26 protein-coding genes are annotated in these 23883 nt (G+C 31.1%); 2 read left to right on the top strand and 24 right to left on the bottom strand.

Going from position 1 to position 23883, the window contains the following annotated elements:
- Nucleotides 1-10: 10 nt before the first annotated feature.
- The 9 genes from xseB to KQ51_RS07295 all read right to left on the bottom strand — a co-directional run bounded on the left by xseB (nt 11) and on the right by KQ51_RS07295 (nt 8363).
- A complete protein-coding gene (gene xseB, locus KQ51_RS07255; protein ID WP_038470773.1) occupies nt 11-223 on the bottom strand; it encodes an exodeoxyribonuclease VII small subunit in 213 nt (70 codons plus the stop codon).
- Between the two features lies 1 nt (nt 224).
- Entirely contained in the window at nt 225-1502 is a 1278-nt protein-coding gene (gene xseA, locus KQ51_RS07260) for an exodeoxyribonuclease VII large subunit (RefSeq protein WP_038470775.1), read from the bottom strand.
- 7 nt (nt 1503-1509) lie between these two features.
- A complete protein-coding gene (nusB, locus tag KQ51_RS07265; RefSeq protein WP_038470777.1) occupies nt 1510-1902 on the bottom strand; it encodes a transcription antitermination factor NusB in 393 nt (130 codons plus the stop codon).
- Between the two features lie 149 nt (nt 1903-2051).
- Nucleotides 2052-3113 (bottom strand): extracellular solute-binding protein, encoded by a 1062-nt coding sequence (locus tag KQ51_RS07270; protein ID WP_052609338.1) that lies wholly within the window; start codon nt 3111-3113, stop codon nt 2052-2054.
- Between the two features lie 3 nt (nt 3114-3116).
- Complete coding sequence (locus KQ51_RS07275) at nt 3117-3902, bottom strand: ABC transporter permease (RefSeq protein ID WP_038470779.1); 786 nt, start codon at nt 3900-3902, stop codon at nt 3117-3119.
- On the bottom strand, nt 3899-4672 hold the full coding sequence (locus KQ51_RS07280; protein ID WP_052609340.1) for an ABC transporter permease: 774 nt from the start codon (nt 4670-4672) through the stop codon (nt 3899-3901). Before KQ51_RS07280 ends, KQ51_RS07275 begins: the two co-directional genes overlap by 4 nt.
- A 34-nt stretch (nt 4673-4706) precedes the next feature.
- Nucleotides 4707-5753: a spermidine/putrescine ABC transporter ATP-binding protein gene (potA, locus tag KQ51_RS07285; protein ID WP_198763750.1), complete on the bottom strand. Its 1047-nt coding sequence runs from the start codon at nt 5751-5753 to the stop codon at nt 4707-4709.
- A gap of 146 nt (nt 5754-5899) precedes the next feature.
- Nucleotides 5900-6673: an alpha/beta hydrolase gene (locus KQ51_RS07290; RefSeq protein WP_038470786.1), complete on the bottom strand. Its 774-nt coding sequence runs from the start codon at nt 6671-6673 to the stop codon at nt 5900-5902.
- A gap of 10 nt (nt 6674-6683) precedes the next feature.
- On the bottom strand, nt 6684-8363 hold the full coding sequence (locus KQ51_RS07295) for an alpha-glucosidase (protein WP_038470788.1): 1680 nt from the start codon (nt 8361-8363) through the stop codon (nt 6684-6686).
- A gap of 148 nt (nt 8364-8511) precedes the next feature.
- On the opposite strand from KQ51_RS07295, the gene KQ51_RS07300 reads away from it, so the two are divergent.
- Nucleotides 8512-10356 (top strand): glycoside hydrolase family 13 protein, encoded by a 1845-nt coding sequence (locus KQ51_RS07300; protein ID WP_038470790.1) that lies wholly within the window; start codon nt 8512-8514, stop codon nt 10354-10356.
- 33 nt (nt 10357-10389) lie between these two features.
- Here KQ51_RS07300 and KQ51_RS07305 read toward each other — a convergent pair whose 3' ends face one another.
- From KQ51_RS07305 to KQ51_RS07330, 6 genes are all read right to left on the bottom strand, one after another.
- A complete protein-coding gene (locus tag KQ51_RS07305; protein ID WP_038470792.1) occupies nt 10390-11196 on the bottom strand; it encodes a prephenate dehydratase in 807 nt (268 codons plus the stop codon).
- A gap of 2 nt (nt 11197-11198) precedes the next feature.
- Complete coding sequence (locus tag KQ51_RS07310) at nt 11199-11687, bottom strand: metallophosphoesterase family protein (protein ID WP_158497956.1); 489 nt, start codon at nt 11685-11687, stop codon at nt 11199-11201.
- Between the two features lie 93 nt (nt 11688-11780).
- Complete coding sequence (gene rbr / locus KQ51_RS07315; protein WP_038470795.1) at nt 11781-12353, bottom strand: rubrerythrin; 573 nt, start codon at nt 12351-12353, stop codon at nt 11781-11783.
- A 40-nt stretch (nt 12354-12393) separates the two neighbouring features.
- Complete coding sequence (gene rdgB, locus KQ51_RS07320; protein WP_038470797.1) at nt 12394-12981, bottom strand: RdgB/HAM1 family non-canonical purine NTP pyrophosphatase; 588 nt, start codon at nt 12979-12981, stop codon at nt 12394-12396.
- Entirely contained in the window at nt 12978-13475 is a 498-nt protein-coding gene (locus KQ51_RS07325) for a hypothetical protein (RefSeq protein WP_038470799.1), read from the bottom strand. Before KQ51_RS07325 ends, rdgB begins: the two co-directional genes overlap by 4 nt.
- 56 nt (nt 13476-13531) lie before the next feature.
- A complete protein-coding gene (locus KQ51_RS07330) occupies nt 13532-14191 on the bottom strand; it encodes a potassium channel family protein (RefSeq protein ID WP_038470801.1) in 660 nt (219 codons plus the stop codon).
- A gap of 143 nt (nt 14192-14334) precedes the next feature.
- Between KQ51_RS07330 and KQ51_RS07335 the strand changes: the two genes are divergently transcribed.
- Nucleotides 14335-15033 (top strand): CPBP family intramembrane glutamic endopeptidase, encoded by a 699-nt coding sequence (locus tag KQ51_RS07335; protein ID WP_038470803.1) that lies wholly within the window; start codon nt 14335-14337, stop codon nt 15031-15033.
- 117 nt (nt 15034-15150) lie between these two features.
- Here KQ51_RS07335 and KQ51_RS07340 read toward each other — a convergent pair whose 3' ends face one another.
- From KQ51_RS07340 to KQ51_RS07380, 9 genes are all read right to left on the bottom strand, one after another.
- On the bottom strand, nt 15151-15372 hold the full coding sequence (locus KQ51_RS07340) for a hypothetical protein (protein ID WP_038470805.1): 222 nt from the start codon (nt 15370-15372) through the stop codon (nt 15151-15153).
- A gap of 216 nt (nt 15373-15588) precedes the next feature.
- Nucleotides 15589-16785 (bottom strand): ankyrin repeat domain-containing protein, encoded by a 1197-nt coding sequence (locus KQ51_RS07345; protein ID WP_038470807.1) that lies wholly within the window; start codon nt 16783-16785, stop codon nt 15589-15591.
- A 95-nt stretch (nt 16786-16880) separates the two neighbouring features.
- The gene (locus KQ51_RS07350; RefSeq protein WP_038470809.1) at nt 16881-17153 is read right to left on the bottom strand and encodes an HU family DNA-binding protein; all 273 of its coding nucleotides are present in this window, start codon (nt 17151-17153) and stop codon (nt 16881-16883) included.
- A gap of 184 nt (nt 17154-17337) precedes the next feature.
- Nucleotides 17338-18333 (bottom strand): NAD(P)H-dependent glycerol-3-phosphate dehydrogenase, encoded by a 996-nt coding sequence (locus KQ51_RS07355; RefSeq protein WP_038470811.1) that lies wholly within the window; start codon nt 18331-18333, stop codon nt 17338-17340.
- Nucleotides 18334-19641 (bottom strand): ribosome biogenesis GTPase Der, encoded by a 1308-nt coding sequence (gene der, locus KQ51_RS07360; protein ID WP_038470813.1) that lies wholly within the window; start codon nt 19639-19641, stop codon nt 18334-18336. It lies immediately after the preceding gene.
- Nucleotides 19642-19656: 15 nt separating this feature from the next.
- A complete protein-coding gene (locus KQ51_RS07365; RefSeq protein ID WP_038470815.1) occupies nt 19657-21024 on the bottom strand; it encodes a S1 RNA-binding domain-containing protein in 1368 nt (455 codons plus the stop codon).
- Complete coding sequence (gene cmk / locus KQ51_RS07370) at nt 21014-21679, bottom strand: (d)CMP kinase (RefSeq protein WP_038470817.1); 666 nt, start codon at nt 21677-21679, stop codon at nt 21014-21016. Before cmk ends, KQ51_RS07365 begins: the two co-directional genes overlap by 11 nt.
- A gap of 60 nt (nt 21680-21739) precedes the next feature.
- Nucleotides 21740-22459 carry a pseudouridine synthase gene (locus tag KQ51_RS07375; RefSeq protein ID WP_038470819.1) on the bottom strand — a complete coding sequence of 240 codons (720 nt, stop codon included), beginning with the start codon at nt 22457-22459 and terminating at the stop codon, nt 21740-21742.
- 39 nt (nt 22460-22498) lie between these two features.
- On the bottom strand, nt 22499-23869 hold the full coding sequence (locus tag KQ51_RS07380) for a hemolysin family protein (protein ID WP_232958006.1): 1371 nt from the start codon (nt 23867-23869) through the stop codon (nt 22499-22501).
- Nucleotides 23870-23883: the final 14 nt, after the last annotated feature.

A 23883-nucleotide genomic window follows, 5' to 3' on the forward strand; every position in this document is an offset into this window, starting at 1 on the left:
GTAACACCTCTTATTCGTTAAAATCTACTAATTTGTCGTCTTTCATCATTTTCACAATTACATTTTCAGCGTCTTTTAATAAATCATGACAATACTTACTTAACTGCATACCTTCATTGTATTTATTAACTGCTTTACTTAATTCGATTTCTCCATTTTCTAATTCTTTGACAAGCACCTCTAATTCTTCTAGTGCTTTTTCAAAGCTTTTTTCTTCACTCATATTATTCTTCCTCTCTTACATTAATTACCGTAGTTTCTATAATACCGTCATTTACTAAAATATCGACTTTATCAGATATTTTTACATCTTTAACGGTTTTGATTATTTTGCCATTAACTTTTGATAATGAATATCCCTTTTTCATTATTGAAAGGGGGTTTACTAGTTCTAATTTATTAACTTTTAGTAAGTAATTATTTTGTTTCTTTTCTAGTAACCTTTGGTAGTAATTGTTCAATAACTTTGTTTTATGAACTACTTCTTCAGTTGATTGTTTTAGTTTATTACCTGGATGTAGTAAATCTAGTTTTTCCATTATGTGATCCAGTTTTCGTGACTTTTGCTCTGTTAGTCTTAGTGGATCACGGAAAATATAACTAGTTAGAATATTATTTAATGAATCATTCTTTCTTTTTACTAATCGCTTTAAGCTTAGTTCATTTTGTGCTTCCATTTGTCTAAGGTATTTGAATAAATCATCTTGATTAGGAACAGCAAGTTCAGCTCCTCCTGAGGGAGTAGGTGCTCTTAAGTCTGCGACAAAATCACTTATTGTAAAATCAGTTTCATGTCCTACACTTGAGATAATTGGAACTTTTGATTTAAAGATTTCATAAGCTACAAGTTCTTCATTGAATGGCCACAAATCTTCAATACTTCCTCCACCTCTACCTAAGATAATTACATCTGATAAATTATCAGAATTAACTTTTCTAATATTTTCAACAATATTGTCTTTTGCATAAGGTCCTTGGACTAAAGTTGGATAAACAATGATTTCCGAAACGGGAAATCTTCTGTTTACGATATTGATAATATCTCTAACAGCAGCTCCTGTGGGACTAGTTAAAACAGCGATTCTTTTAGGAAACCTTGGTATTGGTTGTTTATGCATACCATCAAATAATCCTTCGTCGCTTAATTTTTTCTTTAATTGCTCATAGGCAAGGTATAAGTCACCAAGACCATCCTCACTCATTTTATTGACATAGATTTGATATCCACCATTTGCTTCATAAACAGTAATATACCCTTCTACTAAAATACTCATTCCATCTTTTGGTGTAAAAATAACCTTCTTACTACTAGATGCAAACATAATCGCACTAATTTGAGATTTGTCATCTTTTAAAGTGAAATAGAAATGTCCACGTGAGTGATGTTTAAAATTTGAAATTTCACCTTTTAAAAGCACATTTTTTAAATGTGCGTCTTTATCAAATTTATATTTGATGTATTTCGTTAAAGCAGATACCGTTAAATAACGTTTCTCTTCCATAATATCCCTACTTCTTTAAGTACTTTTTGATGTTGTCCAAAACTTTATTAGTAAACCCTACCATCTTGTTATCGCCTTCATCACTAAATTTCTTAGTAAGATTTAAAGCTTCATTAATAACAATTTCATGTGGAGTTTCAGTATAATACAATTCGTATGTTGCAAATCTAACTATTGCACGATCAACGTATGTTAAACGATTAATCTTCCATTTTTGTAAGTTTACACTAATAATCTCATCAATCTTTTCAATGTTTAAAAGTACACCGTTAACTACTTTGTCAACGAACTCATATTCACTTAAAAAAGGTTCTTCTATCTTGTTGATATCAATCTCGTATAATCTTTGAATTACTTCTTCACGTTGTTCTCTTCTTGATAATTTTTTAATCTCGTCCATATTCTTACCTCTTTTAATATAAATTATATATACTAATATATCATATATAAGGGTTTTTTGAAAGTTAAATGAGCTATATACTTGTGAAATATTCTGCAGTATTTTTAACTAAAAAAAATCAAAATCCGAGTGGGATTTTGATTTTTGCTTTAGTCAATTTTTGCAATATCCAATAATTCATTTAATCTAGTAAATCTTGTATCACTTATAAACTTATATACTTGACGAGTTGTACCTGCTGGGAATGGATCATAATTGTCGTATTCACCATAACCATATTCATCACTGACCAGTAAGTTATATGATTCGGTTAATACTGGTGCATATCCTACCCAATCTGCATTTTGTGAAGTAACATCAAGATCAAGGAAGAAGTTGATAAATTTATGTGCTAAATCTATGTTCTCACTTGTTGTCGGAATAACAAATCCATCAACCCAAATATTCGTAGTTTCTGGAACAAAGTATGCAAAATTAATTTCTAATTCAGCTTCTTCAGCAACATATAATTGATCAAAATAATCACCACTATATACTAAAGCCATATCTAGATTTCCACTTTGAACTAATGTCTTTAAATTATCAGTACCAAAATAATCATAAACTCCAGCAGCCATGTAATCTTCTGTAGCAGTTAATTCTGTCGTTATGTTTGTATTCACATTGTAACCTTGTGCTAAGAATGCTGCAGCTGCTGCATCTCTTGCTGAATCATACATTCCTATTTTGTATTCAGTGTTCGGATCAAATAACACATCAAACCCAGTAAGATCTTCTTCATCTACTTCATCAGTATTATACATAATCCCTAAAGTCCCCCAAAAATAAGGTACAAAGAAATCATTGTATGCTTCATCTGCAGTTAAACTTGAAACTTCTGATTTAAATGAAACATTATCTAACCCTGGTAATAAATCATAATCTATTTCGTTTAGTAAATCTTGTTGACGTAATTTATCGATCATATAATCACTTGGAAATGCGATATCGTATTTTGTTGTTCCCGATTTGATACGTAACTCCATAGCTTCATTACTATCAACGATATCATAAACAACTTTAACATCATATTCCTCTTCAAATTGATCAACTAATGACTCATCCATATATTCTCCCCAGTTTAAAACCCTAAGTGTTTCTACACTATTCCCACAAGCACTAAGTGCAAAGACAAGAATTAAACCACTTATTAACATAAATATTTTTTTCACTTTTTATTTTCTCCTTTTAATTGTTTTTCTGTTTCTTAAATTAATATATCCTAAGACACCAATTGTAATAAAAACAATAAGTGTGTTGTAGGCGTAAGCTCCTGGGTTAACACTACGAACTTTTAACGCAGAGTATAACCAGATACTGAAGTTGTTATACCCATCTCCAGTTGTAAAATAACTTATAACGAAGTCATCAATGCTCATTGTGAATGCAATTAATGCTCCTGCGATAATACTTGTTTTAATTGAGGGTAATATAACTTTGTATATACCTTCAATATGAGTACAACCTAAATCGAGCGCTGCTTCAAATAGGTTAGGATCTAATTCTTTTAGTTTTGGTAAGACCGTTAATACAACAAACGGAATACTAAAGAAGATATGTGCAAGTAGCATTGTTGTCATCCCGAATGATAATGGTAATAAACTAAATACTAACATTAAGCTAATCCCCGTAACGATGTCAGGATTAATCACAGGTATATTATTTAAAACCATCATTCTAACACGATTCTTCTTTGTTAAACTATTAATTCCAATCGCTATTAGAGTACCAGCAATCGTCGCAACAATAGTACTTAATACAGCAATTGTTAAAGATCTAAAGATTGCTTCTCTTAAATTATCATTTATAAATATTTCCTTGTACCAATGAAAACTAAACCCAGTCCATTCATAAGTATAAGATGTTTTATTAAAACTTAACAAAGTAATAATAAAGATTGGCAGATAAACGATTGAATATCCGAATACTACTAAAAGTACTTTTAATGTTTTTTTCATCATATGAGCATCTCACCTTCTTTATCAAATCTTAAGGTGACAATAAACATAGCGACAATAATAATCATTAGTAAAACACTAATCAAACTACCAGCACTATATTCCCCATATGTCATAAATTTCTCTTCAACAATATTACCAATTAATTTAATTTTTCCTCCACCTAATCTTTCTGGTAAAGCAAAGGCTGTCATCGCAGGTAATAATGTCATAATAACTCCACTGACCACTCCCGAAATACTTAAGGGAAAAACAATCTTTCTGAAGGTAGTTATTTTGTTTGCTCCTAAGTCTTTTGAAGCATCTAAAAGACTCTTATCTATTTTTTCTAAAACACTATATATTGGTAAAATCATAAACGGTAAATACATTGAAACCATTCCGATTACAATCGCCAAATCTGTCCCAATTAAATCAAGAGAGATTCCAAACATATTTAAAATGCTTTCGGGGAAGAATAAGATTTCCCAGGCCATGATTCTTAGTAACATATTACTCCATACAGGAATGATGAACAATGATACTAATAAGGTTTTATTCTTGGAATTACTATTAGCTAGAATATAAGCTATTGGATAACCAATGATAAAACTAACTACCGTAGCTATTAAGCTAAATTTAATACTATTTTTAACAGCAATTCTTACTGCTTCTTTTTCAAAGATTTGAAATGCATCTAAATTTAAAGTAAATGGTCCAATATTAAAGATATTTAAATCACTAATACTGAGGATTACAATAAGGATTGTTGGTACAAGAACTAGAACGCCCATCCATATGACATATGGATAAGATAATTTTTTTAAGTTAGAGATCGGTGTGTTTCATTACATGGATATCGTCAGGATCAAAATTAAGAGAAACTGTTTCTCCAACTGCAACTGGATCAGTTGATTGAATAACATACTCTTTTTCTCCTACCATAACAATTATCTCGTAATGGACTCCTTTAAAAATAATATCATCGACAAGACCAGTAATCTTTTGAGGATTTGGTTTTGATAAAATGATATCTTCTGGACGGATCACAACCTCAATAGCTTCATTCAATTCAAAGCCTTTATCAACACATTCAAAGTCTAACCCTTCAAAATGTACCAATAAGTCCTTTTTCATGATTCCTTCAATAATATTACTTTCACCTATAAAACTCGCTGTAAATCTATTTTTAGGTTCATTGTAGATATCTAAAGGACTACCAATTTGTTGGATTACTCCGTCTTTCATAACAACGACTGTATCACTCATCGTAAGAGCTTCTTCTTGGTCGTGTGTTACAAAGATAAAACTGATTCCTAGTTCTTTTTGCATTTCTTTTAATTCATACTGCATATCTTGACGTAATTTTAAATCTAAGCTTCCTAAAGGTTCATCAAGTAGTAACAACTTAGGTTTATTAACAATTGCTCTAGCAATTGCAACTCTTTGCTGTTGTCCACCACTAAGTTGATTAATCTTACGGTTTTCAAAATCGCTAAGTTTTACCATTTCAAGAGCATGCAAAACTAATTTTTCTATTTCTTCTTTTGGTTGTTTTTTAATATGAAGTCCAAACGCGATATTATCAAACACATTTAAATGAGGAAATAACGCATAATTTTGAAAGACAGTATTAATCTCTCTCTTATATGCTGGTACACTAAGTAAATCGTTCCCATTAAAAATCACTTCACCGTTATCAACTTCTTCAAACCCTCCAATGATTCTTAAAAGAGTCGTTTTTCCACAACCAGAAGGTCCTAGTAAAGTAACGAATTCGTTTTTCTTAATGTATAATGATAAGTCTTTTATTACTTCATTATCATCATATGATTTTTTAATATGTCTTAAATCAACAAGGATTTCGTCCATAATAAGCACCACCTTTATAGGGATAAAAAAAATACTTAACGATGCCCTTCGTTTAGTATTAGATAGCAATTCCAAACAATTAATTTGTTTGCACTTTAATTATATAAAAAAAATGTAATATGTCAATTAAAAAGACAACAATAGTTGTCTTAGTCATTAAACATATATTTAATTATATCAGGGAATCGCTTTTTCCATTCTGTCTCATGGTGAATTGCCCCTTCGATTACATTATATCTTAGATGTGATTCATCTATTTTCTCTTTAAGTATTTCATACATTTCCTGGTTAGTATCAAGATATAACTTACTGATTGCTTCATTAGGTGTTTCTTTTGTACCAGCATCCATATAGAACTTCTTAACACTACTTAAATCAGAACTCTTAGTAAGTGATTTTAACTCATTAAAGAATCCACCATAGTAATAAGCATTTGAAACACAACCAAAACGTGTAAAATAATCACCATATACTAAAGCAGCGTATGTTGAATTAACTCCACCAAAACTACTTCCCATAATTCCCGTATTTTTTGGTGATTTAAATGTTCTATAATTAAGGTCGATATAAGGCTTTAAAGTTTCAGTAATAAATTTCAGATATAAATCAGCATCTCCCCCAGCTTTCTTACCGTCATGCCCAGTAAATTCATAAGGCACTAACTCATTAGCACGATCCTCATCGGAATCAATTCCGACGATGATAAGCTCTGGTAATTTTGGATGTTCTGTATATGCATCCATAATCCCCCAGCTTTCTCCCATAAAGGCAGTTTTGTCATCAAATAGATTTTGTCCATCATGCATATATAAAACCGGATAAGATTTATCTGAAATTCCATAACTTTTTGGTAAGTAAATATAGATTCGTTTATCTTTTTTTAGTTCGGGACTGTCCATTTTCAAAACACGATATTCATGCATATTTACACCTCTATTTCCTAATAAACACTGCTGATTCGTAAGGTCTTAAAATCATTTCCTTTTGTAATTCAATTTTGTCATAATTGGACATCATGAATTTATAATTTAATAACTCTTCATCAATCTTAACAGTAATTTCATTACCCTTAAAGTTTGATAAAACAAAGAGGCTATTTTCTTTGGTCTCATTTTTATACATAAAGGTATCATTACCTTCTAAATCATAGAATGTAACTTTACCTGCACTAAGTGCTAATTCTTTTCTTAGTTTAAAAACTTTTTGATATGTTTTAAAAATTGAATTCTCTTCATTTCTTTGCTTTTCGAGATTGATTTCTTTATAGTTACCTACCGTGTTTATCCACGGTGTATTATTACTAAATCCTGCGTTGGTTGTATCGTTCCATTGGAAGGGACTTCTTGCATTATCTCTGCTACGATCTCTTAGAGCTTGCATGGCGATTTCATTTGAAGCACCAAATCCTATAAAGTTTTCATATTCAGTGAAAACTTCAACATCTCTAAAATCACTTAGGTTTTCATAATCAACATTTGTCATCCCAATTTCTTCACCTTGATAAACAATTGAAGTACCTGGCATTAAATATAGACTTTGACAAAGCATTTTACCTGACTGTTCCCAGTATTCTTTATCATTTCCGTAATGGCTAATAACTCTTGGTTGATCATGATTATGCCAGTATATTAAATTCCACCCAACACCATCTAGCATTTTAGCCCAGTGGCTAAAACTTTCTTTGATTCCTTTAACATATAAATTACCTTTGGCCCATTTACCAGGAGTAAGTTTGTTATCCCAATCACCATCTTGCCAGCAATGTCCAAACTGAATTAACATATCAAATTCAGTATTATTAAATCCAACATACTTTTCAGCTTCTTCAGGAGTTCCTCCTCCAGCTTCACCCATTGCCATAACATCATTTGGAACAAATAACTCTTCGCCAAATTCACTTAAGTATTCATGATGTTTTGGTAAACTAGAGAAATTCTCATAACCAGGATAAGCATCAGGAAAATCCCAATTCTTTTCTAAATGATTTGAAGCATCGACTCTAAAGCCATCAACCCCTAAATCAATTAACCATTTTGTCATTTTCTTTAAATCTTTAACCATATCTTTGCTACGCCAGTTTAAATCAGGCATTTTTTTACTAAAGATATGAAGGTAGTATTTATTAACAGCAGGGATATAATCCCAAACTCCACCACCAAACCAACTTAACCATCTTGTTGGTTTTTGCATATTACCTTCTTCATCATATTTAGGATCTTGCCAAATATAGTAATCATGATACTTATCAAACTCAGGATGAGTTGGATCACAAGCAATTTTAAACCATTCATGTTCATCTGATGTATGGTTTAAAACCAAATCAAAAATTACTTTAATATTCTTACTATGAGCTAAAGCAATAAATTCTTTAACGTCTTCTAAAGTTCCATAATCTTCACTTACTTGATAAAAATCACTAATATCATAACCATTATCATCCATTGGTGATTTATAGTGTGGACTTACCCACACAGCATTAACCCCAAGTTCATCAAAATAATCAATCTTTTCGATCAATCCTTTAAAATCTCCAATACCATCATTGTTCTTATCATAAAAGCTACGAATATAACATTGATATATAATCGCATCTTGCCACCATTTTCTTTTCATATTAAAACTCCTTAAAAATCTTTATATTATGTAAAAATTATACACTAAATATTACTAAAAATCCTTGTTTAAACTAAAAATGATACCGCTACCACAAAGAATGTTATTATGTTTATGTTATACTTGAAATATCTAAGGAGGAATTACTATGATTGATTATACAATTTACCACGAAGGTAAAAGCAAATTCGCTTATATATATGATAAAGATACCGTTCATTTGAAAGTTATCGCTAGTAAAGACAAAGTAAAAAGTATCCGTGTTATTTATGGTGATCCTTTCAACTGGGGTCCTGATGAAAATGACAAATGGACTTGGTTAATCGATAGTAGTGAAGATTCCTATCTAGAAAAAGAATATCAAACAGAGCAATTTGATCATTTCTTTATTGAAGCAAGACCAACATTTAAAAGAATGCGTTATGCATTCATTATCAATGAAAAATACTTATATGGTTCAAGAGAAATCATTGATTTAGAAAAACAACCAAAACTCTTAAAAGATCATTTCAATTACTTTAATTTTCCTTTCTTAAATGAAGAAGATATCTTTAATGCTCCAAGTTGGGTAGAAAACCAAACATGGTATAGTATCTTCCCCGAAAGATTCAGTAATGGTGATCCTTCTATTAATACTCCAGACACTTTAAAATGGGGCGACACAAAAGAGTATTCTAACCATCAAAGATTTGGTGGAGACCTCCAAGGAATAATCGATAAATTAGATTATATTAAAGCTTCTGGTTTTACTGGAATCTATATGACTCCAATCTTTAAAAGTGATAGTACTCATAAGTACGACGTTAATGATTACTCTAAAATCGATCAGGCTTTTGGGACTAATGAGCTATTTGGTGAATTAGTTGAAAAAGCTCATAAACAAGGTTTAAAAGTAATGTTAGATGCGGTTTATAATCATTGTGGATTCCGTCATCCTTTCTTCCAAGATGTTGTTGAGAAAGGCAAGGATAGTCCTTATTACGATTGCTTCTATATTATTGATAAAGATAAACCAGTTATCAATTTCGAATTGAATGAAGATAAAACAATAAATAGAGAAAGTGCCAAGAAAATCTTTAAAGATCATCGTCTTTTAAACTACCGTACTTTCGCTTTCACACCTTATATGCCTAAAATGAATACTAATCACCCATTAATGAAAGAACACCTTCTAAACGCAGCTAAATACTGGATAGACGAATATGATATCGATGGATGGCGTTTAGATGTGAGTGATGAAGTAAGTCATAAATTCTGGAGAGAATTTAGAAATTCTGTTAAGTCTTCTAAAGAAGATGCCTACATCATCGGTGAGAATTGGGCTAATTCAACACCATGGCTGATGGGGGACCAATATGACGGGGTTATGAATTATGAACTCCTCTTCCCGTTGTGGAACTATTTTGGGACTAATATTGATAAAAACCAATATACCTCTACTGAATTTAAATTCAAAGTTAATCAAGTTTTAACAACATATCCAAAGAATGTCTTAAAATCACTTTATAACCTAGTCGATTCTCATGATACAACAAGAATCTTAGAGATTTGCTCTAATGATATTAATCTTGTGAAGTTACCTTATCTATTTATGTTTTCCTTTCCAGGAGCTCCTAGTATTTATTACGGCGGAGAAATAGGTCTTACAGGAAAACATGACCCAGATAACAGACATTGCATGGAATGGAATGAGGATAAACAAGATAAAGATATTCAATCTCATATCAAAAAGCTTATTGAACTGAGAAATAATAATTATGCCTTTAAACATCATTCTATAAAATGGTTAGAAACAAATGACAATGAGGAATATATAATCTATCAAAAACAAGATTTATATTTCTTAATTTCTAAACGTTATAAGGAAAATAACATAGTATTACCAAAAGAACTCCAAAATCAAACATTTGAGGACATTTACCACAATAAAACAGTTAAAACTGGGGAAAACATAGTTATTCCTAGTTATGGATTCTACATTTTAAAGAAATGAATTAAAAAAAAGAGAAATCGCTGATTTCTCTTTTTATTTACTGAAATAACTACCTAATATACTTATGAATCTACTTTTTAATTTTACAATGTTTAAAGCCTCTGTGATAAGTTTATCTTCGATATTACCATCAACTTCAATATAGATAATTATATTGTCGTCACTAGTCTTTTGCGGACTTGATAATATCTTAGTTATATTAACTCCTCTAATAATAAATTCATGGATAATGTCATATAAACTACCGGTTCTGTTAAATTTAGGACTACAGGCAATTAAGGTTTTATTATGAACGCCATTTACTTGTAAGCTTCTCGTGATATAAGCATACTTATTAGTATTCTCTTTCGTATCTCTTATATTACTTACAACTACATTGTAGCTACCTAATTCTTCAAAATTAGATAAAACACTACCTCGCTTTACTTTAGTTTCTTCATTTAGTTTTTCTAAAGCCATTTTATCGGTTTTCACTTCAAATCTTTGATATTTCCCAAACTCTTTTTTTAGATTATTGTAGCATTCATTAATGCTATGAGTTGTCGCAAAGATTTGCTCAATATTTTCACTGTTTGGTTCTTTAGAAACAACACTGAGAATTATCTCTAGTACGATTTCTCTAGAAATATGGTAATGACCTTTTCTAACTCGACCTAAAACATCAAAACTAATCCCTTGTTTCATATTTTCAAATGGGACAATAATTCCTTCAACTTCATGATTTTCTAAAGCATAGAATAATCGCCCAATATTATTGTGCGGAATTAAGTCTTCAATGGTGTTAAATGATAGTGCTGCTGAAAACGTATAAGAACCTTCTGGTCCTAAATATCCAATCATATTTACACCTCGATTGTGCTATTGTCAATTGAATCTTTTATCGTCCAAGTAAGTTCTCCTTCAGTAATGTCAAGAATCATATAAGTCGGTGGTAAAGCATTTCGTGGTTTGGCACACGAACCGGGATTTAAAAACTGTACTTTCCCAACTTTTTCTATTTCCAGAATGTGGGTGTGTCCAAATAAAACAACATCATAATTTTTTTCGTATGCGAGTTTTGCCAGTTTATCTAAAGAACGATGTACGTTATATTTATGCCCATGCGTCATAAACAGTTTTACCCCATCTATTTCCAGCATTCGTTCATTCATAAATCCAGCATCATGACGAGAATTACCTTTTATCATAACTACATCATGACTAACTAAATAATCTAATGGAAGCTCTGTATCACCCATTGATAAGAAATAATCTGTATCACTATTCCAATCAATTATTCGATCAACTGCTAGTTTATCTCCATGAGCATCACTAAATACAACTACCTTCACTAAAATCACATCCTTTTCTCTATTATAACAAAGAAATAAGTTTTTTCTCATAACTAAAACAAAAAGTGAAGAATTATCTTCACTTTTTAGTTTTTAGTAGTTAGCTTTTTTTCTTTCGAAGTAACTTTGTGGATGTTTACAAACAGGACACATACCTGGAGCTCTTTTAGCAATGTGAACATGTCCACATTTACGACAGAACCAGATTGTTTCTTCTTCAGTTTTGAAAACAACATCTTCTTCTAAATTACTTAATAGTTTACGATATCTTTCTTCATGATCTTTTTCAATTTTAGCAATCATTTTGAATGATGCGGCAACTTTAGGGAATCCTTCTTCTATAGCTATTTTAGCAAACTCTGGATATAAATCTACCCATTCTTCCATTTCACCTTCAGCAGCAGCAAATAAGTTTTCTTTAGTGTCTCCTTCAATTCCAGCAGGGTATGCAGCAGTAATTTCTACAACTCCACCTTCTAGATGTCTAAAGAAAATTTTAGCATGCTCTAATTCATTCTCAGCAGTTTCCAAAAATAATTCTGAAATTTGTTCGTAACCTTCTTTTTTTGCAATTTTTGCAAACATTGTGTAACGATTACGAGCTTGTGATTCACCAGCAAAAGCTTTTAGTAAGTTTTTCTCTGTTTTTGTACCTTTTAATGACATAACATTACCTCCTTATATTTATCATATATAATTATACTACCTATTCACCTAGTTTTAAATAACTAATTAGTTTTTGAACGCATTTTCCACGATGTGATATGACATTCTTTTCATCAAGAGAGTATTCTGCCAAATGTCTTGTATCACCGCTAGGTATAAAGATAGGATCGTATCCAAATCCATTGTCTCCTTGATACTTATAAGCAATTTCTCCGTATAAGTAATCTTCAAAATATACTGGTTCTTGATTAATTCTATATAGACAGATAGTTGTTACAAATCTTGCTCCTCTATTATCAATATTTTCCATATTACTTAAGAGTAACTTATTATTATCAGCATATGTTACATCTTCACCAGAGTATCTAGCGCTATATACTCCCGGTTCGTTGTTTAAAGCAAATACTTCTAATCCACTATCATCTGCTAAAACGTCTTTATTAAGATAATTACTTAACGTTTCAGCTTTCTTTTTAGCGTTTCCTTTAAAGGTATCTTTATCTTCGATTATTTCGGGCAATTCCTCATAATCAAATAAAGTTAGAACCTTATAACCGAGATGTTCTAACATCTTTTTCATTTCAATTATCTTATGTTTATTTTTAGTAGCTATTAATATCTCTTTCATGTTTGTCTCCTTAATAGATAATTATTGATTTCTTTGATAGATAAATCCTTATATGTTTCTAATAACCCTTTTCTAATTACATCAAGATATGCCTCATCAGGTCGATTATTAGTATATTTAGTACTAGAAGTTAATGTATAAAGTGGATAACCATTATATTCTCCTAGATAAAACTCATTGTCATACCAAGCACCTTCTTGCTTACTTACTTCAAGGTATTGCTCTTTTGTAATTAGATATCCTTTTGAATAACTTTCACCTGATTTAGAAACATCTAAGAAAGCAACTCCTTTATTTCCCCATTTACTTGAGCTTTTTGCAAAGTAAATGTTGTAAGGTAGTTGAATTTTAATGACATCTTTAGGTGATGTTTTATCAAGACACCCAACTTGCTTAATGTTTAGTTCTTTGTCTTCTCCACCGGTTATATATAAGTTAAATCTTTTGGTTAGTAAGTTACTGCCATAACTAATATAGTAAATATATTCTTTCATAATTATCACCACTTAAATTATAACCTATAAAAAATAAAAATAAGCAGAAATTCTGCTTATTTTTTTAGCCATGCGTTAAATTTTGCTAAATCGTTATTCGAACCAATTAATAATAATTGATCTTTATCTTCAATAACTGTGTCTGCGTTAGGAATAATGATATCACCATTTCTTCTTACTGCAACGACATTGATTTTAAATTTATTACGAACATCTAGATTAATGATTGTTGAATCAATAATTTTCGCTGTAGCGTTAACTACAATGAAACTATGAGATTCATTTAAATCAATATAATCTAAGACATTATCACTGACAATTTTACTAGCTAATCTTTTACCAGATTGTTGTTCTGGTTGAATGATTTCATCAGCACCTAGTTTTTTGATTATTTTCATATGGTTTGTATCTTGTACTTTTACTGTTACTTGTTTTACACCTAAATCTTTTAAGATTAAGGTTGTTAAGATACTACTTTGTAAGTCTTTACCTATCGCTACAACAACATGATCAATACTACTAATTCCAACTTCTTTTAAAGCTATTACATCTGTTGTATCTAGGGTAACTGCATGGGTTGCTATTTTACTCATTTTGGCAATTCTTTCTGGATCTTTATCAATAACTAATACATCAACTTCTTGTTTGATTAGTTCTTCAACTACGCTTTGCCCAAATCGTCCCATTCCAATTACTGCAAATGATTTTCTTGGCATATTTATCACCCTTTAACATTATTTTTTTATGTAGTCTTTTACTCTATAATATATTACCATAAACTATCAAAAAGTCAAATAAACACAAATAATATGACTCGTTTGGCTTAGTTATGATATAATCTATTAGTGAGGTGACAAAAATGAATATGCGTATCGAGAACAAAATTGTGATAACTTATGCAGGCTTGTACATATTACTTATAGCTATACAAGTTGGTTTACTAGCTGCCACCAATATTAATTGGAACAACGACCAAAACTTGATTAGATTTAATAGTATAGCAAATTTATCATTTTATGGAATTATGGCATTATTGTTTGTTGTAATGCTTGTATCATTTTGGAAGAAAGCATTTGCTCAATTTAAGCAAAACAAATGGGAATATATAAAACTTATTGGTTTAGGTTTCCTAACTTTAATAGCTGTAAGTATGTTAATGAATGTAATATACAGTTTACTCGGAATAACTGATACATCAGATAATCAAGAGCAACTCAATCAATTACTTGAAGGTGGTTGGTTTGATCAAATGAGTTTAGTGTTATTTGCAGTATTTTTAGCACCAATGGTTGAAGAGATGGTCTTTAGACTAGCTGGGTTTAATTTCTTGATGAGAATTAAAGTTTTACCTTCTTGGGCCGTTGTTGTAATAACATCATTAATTTTCGGATTTATCCATGTTATGGGATCATTTGATTTAGAGCAAATCTTCTATTATGCTGGTTTAGGTGTTGTCCTTGGATACTTCTATTATAGAAGCAAGAATATCATTGTCCCAATTGTAATCCATATGTTATTAAATGGATTTGTAACATTCTCAATGTTCTTTCTATATTAAAACTTCGAGTATAAAAGTAAATGAAACTAATAACAAAAAAAAAAGAGCCTCCCGTTCGGGTGGCTCTTATGTTTGGTACAAGATTACAAACTTTCTAGATTGAACACTTTATCTCTACTATTCTGATATAGTCAAAGATTTAAGATATTTAATAACAATTGTTAGAACCCCAACCAAGATTGTTACATATAACAATGATTCATAACTGGTTTCAATCTTCATATTAAACAAGAATTTTATTTCATAATTTCCAGTAGATAGTTCAACAACAAGACCTATAATAGAAAACAATCCAAATAGAATAACATTTCCAATTACTACTTTTGACACTTTATTCATTTCTTTCCTCCAGACTATTATTCATATAATAAGCAAAGACAGACAACATATAATATATATTATAGTCTGTTAACCTTGTTAATTCAATGCATAATTAAGCATTAGGATTGCATCAATTGATGACTTAGTTAAAAACTCGCCAACTCCAATATAAATATTAATTAAGAACTTTGGATGTTAGTTAAAAAGAACTGATTTAAAAAAATAAAACGAAGCTTATTTAGCTTCGTTTTTTAATACCTTATAAATTTCTGAGTCGTTTGTATATAATGCATACTCTAATACTGTATATCCTAAGTACTTTTTATTCAGGTTTACCTGTTTTTTCATAATTGATTTAACAATCTCTTTGTTACCTACAAGGACCCCGTAATAAATTGCATCTAAATTCATTTTATCAATTGCATATATCGAAGCATCAAATTCTAATAGTTTTTCAACTAAATATGGTTCTTGATTTACAATCGCATAGAATAATGCAGTATTACCAAATATGTCTTTAGCGTTAACATTGCTTCTCGGGATCAAGCTGTCAGCTTGATCGAAATCATTTCTGACAATCGATAATGTTAATGCATTGGCTTTTAGTTTTGATTGATAATCCGTATCATTCTTAAGTTTATTAAATAATTCAACAGCTTCAAAACGATTCTTTTGAACTGCCTCATCGTATGGTGATAGATTAAACTTAGATTTATCATAAGAAGTTACTCCTGATTCTAAAAACACTTCAACCATTTCAAAATCGGGATGTTCTATCGCCAAGTGAAGTGGTGTTAGTAAGTAATTTGTTTTTGAATATGGATTAACGCGATTCGAAATTAAAAATTTAACAATATCGACAGTTGAATAAAGGGCAGCGTAATGTAAAGTTGATTGGTTTCTAACATCAAGGGAGTTAATAATAGCTCCTTTTTCAATTAAGAACTTTACTGCCTTTATTTTTTTGCTTCTTACAGCGTATTGCATAACTGAAGCGTGAAACTCGTCAGTTAAATAAATATCAGCATTGTTTTCTAGTAATAATCTTATTACATCTACATTCCCTTTAAAAGCTCCTTTGTGAAGTGGAGTTTCGTCTCTTTTATTAGGATAATTAGGATTTGCGTTATGTTTAAGTAGCAATCCTACCATTTCATCATTCCCCATATAACTTGCAATATGCAATGGTGTATCATCGTATTTATCTCCAATGTTAGGGTCTAACCCTAGTTCTAATAATAGTTCTAAAGATAATACTGCTTTATTACGAGTTGCTAAGTGAAGTAACGATTGATCTCTTTCGTCTCGTAAAAACAAATCCTTACCCTCTTTTGAGTAATTAACGATAAATTTAGTATCATTTGTTAATGCAGCGATATAAATAGATTCGCTATGTCCGTTCCCGTTTTCCAAAAATTTTGATAATTCCACATTTTCACCTCCCTAGACTACATAAAAATTGTAATATATAGACAAAAAAAATACCACAATAATTTGCGATATTTTTTTTAATTATTATGTAGGTTTTATCTAACTGCTTCTTTTAAAACTTTACCAGCTTTAAATGCAGGAGATTTTTGAGCAGGAATGTGAATTTTTTCGTTAGTTCTTGGATTATGACCAACTCTTTCTTTTCTGTCACGTACTTCAAAAGTACCAAATCCTGTTAATACAACTTTTTCCCCTGAAACTAATGATTCTTGGATAGCTGCTAATGTTGAGTTTAAAGCAGTCTCAGAATCTTTCTTAGTTAATCCAGATACTTCTGCGATTCTAGCGATTAATTCAGTTTTATTCATTTTATCTTCCTCCTATTAATTTTTTTCTAACCTCATTATACCAGTTGGAGCGCTTCATTGCAAGGATTATTGATAAATGGTCAATAAAACCACAAAATCTAGAAAATTTTGTGGTCAATTTTAGTATATGGCTTCATGACTTGATGTAAGCATATTCATTAGTTTACATAAAAAATAGATGGTCCTAATGTTCACTCTTCAAACTACGTTCAAAAAGCTTTTTAAGGGCTAATTCTGGAGTCATTTTATCAAACAAAACATGATAAATAGCTGTGATTATTGGTAGGTCTAAATCATGTTCAACAGCGTACTTATAGGCTGCTTCACATGTTCTAATTCCTTCGACTACCATTGTCATTGATTTTAAAGTCTCTTCAAGATCTTTCCCGTGACCAATTTTAAAACCAGCTTGGTAATTTCTTGAATGAGAACTCGTACATGTAACAACTAAGTCCCCTAAACCTGTTAAACCTTTAAGACTTTTCGTATCTGCGCCGTAATTCTCGTAAAATTTCTCCATTTCGACCAATCCTCGTGTAATAAGTGCAGCTCTTGCATTATCTCCCATCCCTTTTCCGGCAATTAAACCAGAAGCGAGAGCAAAAATATTTTTTAAAGCTCCACCAAGTTCTACTCCTTTTAGATCGGTTGAAGAATAAACTCGGAAATAATCATTATTATTAAATAACATTTGGGCGAATACTGCGTGTTCATTTACATCACTTGCAGTGGTGACCACTGTCGTCATATTCTTAATTACTTCCTCTGCATGTGATGGTCCACTTAGGGCAACAAATCCTTTTAAGAATTTGCTTGGAATCATCTCGTTAAATATTTCACTAACTCGTAAAAACGTATCTGGTTCGATACCTTTTGCAGCGTTGATGAATAATTTCGGTTTGCTTTGAACTTTATTTACATCATTTAAGACATCTCTTAACACTTTTGTTGGTACAGCAAATAATACTGTTTCACTAAAGTTTAGAACTTCAGTTAAGTTATTAGTTGCTTTTATATCTTCATTTATGTTCTCGTTTAATTGATAACATATGTGTAGTTTATTGATTTTATTAATGATTTTAGTACTTTTGTCATAAACAAGTACTTCATGTTTATTATTACTAAGGACATTAGATAATGCTAAACCCCATGAACCTCCACCAATAACACTAATTTTCATTTAATCACGCTTTCTTAGAATCAACTTGATTGGTGTTCCTTCAAAATCAAAAGATTCTCTTAAACGATTTAATAGATATCTTTGATAACTAAAATGCATAACATGTTCATCATTAACAAATAAGACAAATGTTGGTGGTTTGGTAGCTACTTGTGTAGCGTAGAATACTTTTACTTTACCACCATTATGGTTTTTCGGTGGATTAACGTAAAATGCATCAAGGATAACATCATTTAAAACACTTGTTTGAACTCTTCTTGCGAAGTTATGATAGATTCTGTTTATTTCTGGGAATAATGTTTTTACTCGTTGTTTTGTTGTTGCACTTAAGAAAATGATTGGTGCGTAAGTAATAAATTGGAAGTGAGCTCTAATCTCTTTTTCCCATTTAATCATCGTGTTTGTATCTTTTTCTACAGTGTCCCATTTATTTACTACTACCATAATTGATTTGCCAGCATCGATTGCATAACCAGCAATTTTTTTGTCTTGTTCTCTGATACCTGTTTCGGCATCAATTAAAACTAGACAAATATCACTTCTGTCAATTGCGCTTAAAGCTCGTAAAACTGAATACTTTTCAGCATTCTCGTAGACTTTACCTCTTTTTCTTAAACCAGCAGTGTCAATTACAACATAATCTTGATCGTCATATTTGAACAAACTATCAATTGAGTCTCTTGTCGTACCTTCAACCTTAGAAACTATTACTCTGTTTTCACCTAGTAATGCGTTAGTAAGTGAAGATTTTCCAACATTAGGACGACCAATTAAACATAGCTTAATTCGGTCTTCTTCATATTCAATATCTTCAATTTCAGGTAATTTATGCACAATTGCGTCTAATAAATCTCCTAATCCAACACCGTGTAAACTAGATACCGGAACAGGGTCCCCTAAACCTAGAGAGTAAAACTCATACATTGTATCAGTTAAGTTAATATCATCTGCTTTATTTAGAGCAACAACGATTGGTTTTTTTGATTTATATAGCATTCTAGCAATATATAAATCATCATCAGTAATTCCACTTCTGATATCACAAAGCAACACAATCAGATCAGCTTCTTGAATAGCTATCTCTGTTTGTGATTTAATTTCGTGAATAAAAGGAGCATCGTTAAAGTCGATACCCCCCGTGTCTATAATATTAAATTCTTTTGTAAGCCATTCGGCTTTTGAGTAAATTCTATCTCTTGTGATACCTGGTTCATCATCGGTGATACTTAATCTTTCACCGATAATACGGTTAAAGAGTGTAGATTTACCTACGTTTGGTCTTCCAACGATTGCGACAGTTGGTAACATAAGACCACAACCCTTCTATTTAAACTCGTCAAATTTATCTTTAAATAAATCTCCAAGTGTTTGTTTTTTTACTTCTACTTCATCTTTTTTATAATTTTCAAAGATGGCACGTTCTTTTCTATCTTTTAATGCTTTAATACTAATCTTCATTCTCCAGTTGCGTTTATCCACTTCTAATACTAAAGCTTTGATAACGTCATCAACTTTTAAAACATCACTAATTTGGTTTACTCGTTCTCCACTAATCTCTCCGATTGGTAAGAATGCTTTAACGCCTTGAACTTTTACTAAAGCTCCATTAGTTTGTAAGGCTTCAACAGTTCCACTTACTTCTTCATTAACTTTCACAGAAACATCGTTCCAAGGGTTATACTCTAAGTGTTTTTTTGATAAGCTCATACGTTTTTTAGGTGGATCCAAAGTTAAGATTTTAAGTGTTAATTTACTTCCAACTTCAACTTCTCCAGCTAAGTTTTCACGAGGATTCCATGAATAATCACGGTCGTTGATAATCCCCACAACTTCCTTGTCAACTTCAACTAACATACCAGTTGCCATTTTACGGATAATTGTACCTTCTACTTCGTCGCCAACTTTTTTGTTTTCAGCGAAGATTTCCCAAGGTGTTTTTTCCATAGATTTAATACTGAAGCCAATTTTGTTTTTCTCTTTTTTAATAACTTCAATATGAACTTTGTCGCCTTCTTTTAAAACCTCAGAAACGGTTTTAACATGGTAATGAGAGATTTCACTTCTATGAAGTAATCCTTCGACTAAACCAATGTTTACAAATGCTCCAAATTCCATGATTTTTGTAACTGTTCCATCAAATTTGTCACCAATTTTGATGTTTTCTAAAGCTTCTTTACGAGCTACTTTAGCATCTTCTTTTAATAATAATTTTCTAGATACTACGACTTTACGTCCATCATTCTCGATTATTTTACATTCTAAAACTTTACCTTCAAAGTCTTCTAATTCAACTCTTTTTACGTCAACATGACTTGCAGGCATAAATAACTCTATATCATTATAGCGAAGTTGTAATCCACCACGAGTTACTCTAGTAACTTTTGCTTTAATTCTAACATCGCTACCCATTGTTTCATCAAATTTCATGCGGTTTTCACCACGTAACATATCTAATCTAGATAAGATGATGCGTTGGTCATCGTAATTGATTTGACTTACTTTAAATTTAAGTACGTCTCCTTCTTTAACGACATCTTTACAAGAATCAATTGGTGTTAAAGATAAATGATCCTTATTTACTAACCCATCCGCGAATGCTCCTAAGTCTACATAACACACGTCATCGTTTACCTGAAAAACTGTCCCTTCAACAACTCTTCCTACTTTGACATTGTTCATTTTAAACTCCATAAAACTCTTCCTCTCTTATTCTTAAAGTAATTGAAGATACTACTTCTTCGATTGTTAAATGTGAAGTGTCGATTATAACTGCGTCATCCGCAGCTTTTAAAGGACTGTGTTCTCTTGTTGTATCGAAGTGGTCTCTTCGTGCTATTTCTGTTTTTAATAAATCTAAATTGCTTTTTAAACCACGTTTTTCATTATCTAATTGTCTTCTATTTGCTCTTTCATCAATTGATGCAGTTAAGAAGAATTTATAATTAGCTTTTGGTAAAACGATATAGCCAATGTCTCTACCATCCATAACAATACTGTCATGTTTTGCCATTTCTTGTTGAATTTTTACTAACTCTTTTCGAACACTGAAATAACTTGATACTAACGAAACATTGTTTGAAACATCATGGTTGCGAATTCTTTCTGAAATATCTACACCATCCATAAATAGATGAGTATTCTTAAATTCAAATGTAGTCGTATATATGAAATCAAATTTAGATTCATCTTCTAAATCTATTTTGCTCTCAATAGCTTTTAAAGTAATTGCACGGTACATTGCACCAGTGTCGATGTAAGTAAAGTTAAGTTTTTCTGCGACTAGTTTCGCAATTGTTGATTTTCCAGCGCCAGCTGGGCCGTCAATTGCTATTTGGATATATTTCATAAATTCACCTCTTTAATACCAATATTCATTATAACAAAGATTTATGAAATCTCATAATCTTTATTTATCTTTCGCTGATTCTTTCAATTGTTTGATTTCATATGGCTTTAATCTTCTTGCTTCGCCTGTTCTAAGGCCTTTTAAAGTCACCACACCAAAACGTTCACGTTTTAGTTTTAGGACAGGGTGGTCCACACTTTCAAACATCTTTTTGACTTGATGATATTTACCTTCTTTAATGATGATTGTAGCGATAGATGTTTCATTTTTCTTATTGTATTCGACATTTTTAACAATACATCTTTTTGTTTTATATCCATCTATTTCAACACCTCGTGCTAACTGTAAAGATTCTTCTTTTCGTAAGAACCCTTGTAGTTTTACACGGTACTCCTTTTCAACATGATGTTTTGGTGAAGTCATAAGGTTCATGAAATCGCCATCGTTCGTCATTAAAAGAACACCACTAGTATCATAATCTAATCTTCCTACAGGGAAGATTCGTTTATCATTAGGAACTAAGTCAGTTACTTTACGACGATCCTTCTCATCTTGTGTTGTTGAAATGTACCCTTCAGGTTTGTATAAAACATAGTAAACTTTTTCTTCTTGTTCGATTGTTCTACCATTAACGGTAACAACATCCTTTCTAGATACTTTGGTACCTAGAGTATTACAAAGAACACCATTTACTTTAACTTTATTCTCTAAAATTAAGGTTTCAGCTTTTCTTCTACTTGCATATCCGCTTCTCGCGATTACTTTTTGAAGTCTTTCCATTCTACACCGCCAAACAAGACAAAAAGAGGTTTCCCTCTTTTATTCTTCTTTTGTTATTTCGTCTATTGTTAAGTATACATAACTGATTCGACGTTCTTTAATATCTTTTACGACAAAACGTAAAGATAAGAAAGTTGGTTCATCATCGTCATGCTCATAATTAGGGATTTCTTGTATATATGTATATCCCTCATCTACTTCAGGAATGTCCTCAAACATTTCATATAGCCAACCTTGTAGTTTACTATATTGTGTTTTAGGTGGATTCCCTATTTCTAATTCTTCAAATAAATCTTCTAAATCTATTTCTGCATTTATTCCATATTTGTTGTCTTTTAGTTGTTGGATGAATTCATCATCAACTTCATCATGTTCGTCGTAAATTTCTCCGACTAACTCTTCAAGAGCGTCTTCCATAGTAACGATTCCACTAGTTCCCCCGTATTCACCACTTACAATGGCCATATGTGAGTTTTCTCTTTGGAGTGTTTCTATTAATGTATCGACACGCATTGATTTTGAAACAAACATCGGTACTTTCATTAATTGCCTTAGTTCAACTTTTTGTCCTTTGATTATTTTAGTAAACAAGTCTCTTTCATGTAAGATACCAATAACATTATCTCTTGTCTCTTCATAAACAGGAATTCTTGAGAATTGAGATTCAAAAAACATTTTTAGAATGTCTTCAATTTCTTCTTCAACATCAATTCCTATCATATCAACACGAGGTGTCATAATATCATAAACTTTCTTTTCAGAAAGATCTAATACACTTTGGAGCATTTCTGCTTCATCTTCATCAATACTACCTTCTTCTTCCATAGTATCGATAATTGTTTCTAGTTCATCTCCTGTTACAGATACTTTTTCTTCGCCATTTTCTTTAACTAACCAACCTTTGATTTTCAGGAAAACCCAAGTTACTGGAGATAATACATAAATTAACCAGTATAAAATACTACTTAAAGCTAAAGACATCCTATCAGCATTGTTTTTGGCAAAGCTTTTGGGTATGATTTCACCGAAGATAAGCACGATGATAGTGATAACTAATACATTTATTACTTCAACTAATTGTGGGTTATTTGTTAATAATTTCGCAAAGAAAGCAACACTTACTGTGGTAAGTGCGATGTTCGCTAAATTATTCCCTACTAATATCGTTGTGATAGTTTTATCAAAGTGTTCGGTTATCCATAAAGCTTTCTTACTTCCACCGACACCATCTTCTATCATTGTTTTTAAACGTATTGGGTTAACGCTACTAAAAACCGTTTCACTCATTGAGAAAAACGCTGAAACAACTACTAAGATAATCATTAAAATTACTAAACCTAGAGATATATCGCTTAACGCTAATAATTTAAAATCTCCTAATGCTAGTAAAAACATGGACTGATATTCCAATTTACTTCACTTCC

Source organism: Candidatus Izimaplasma bacterium HR1 (genome assembly GCA_000755705.1).
In the GTDB taxonomy this organism is placed as follows: Bacteria; Bacillota_I; Bacilli_A; order Izemoplasmatales; family Izemoplasmataceae; genus Xianfuyuplasma.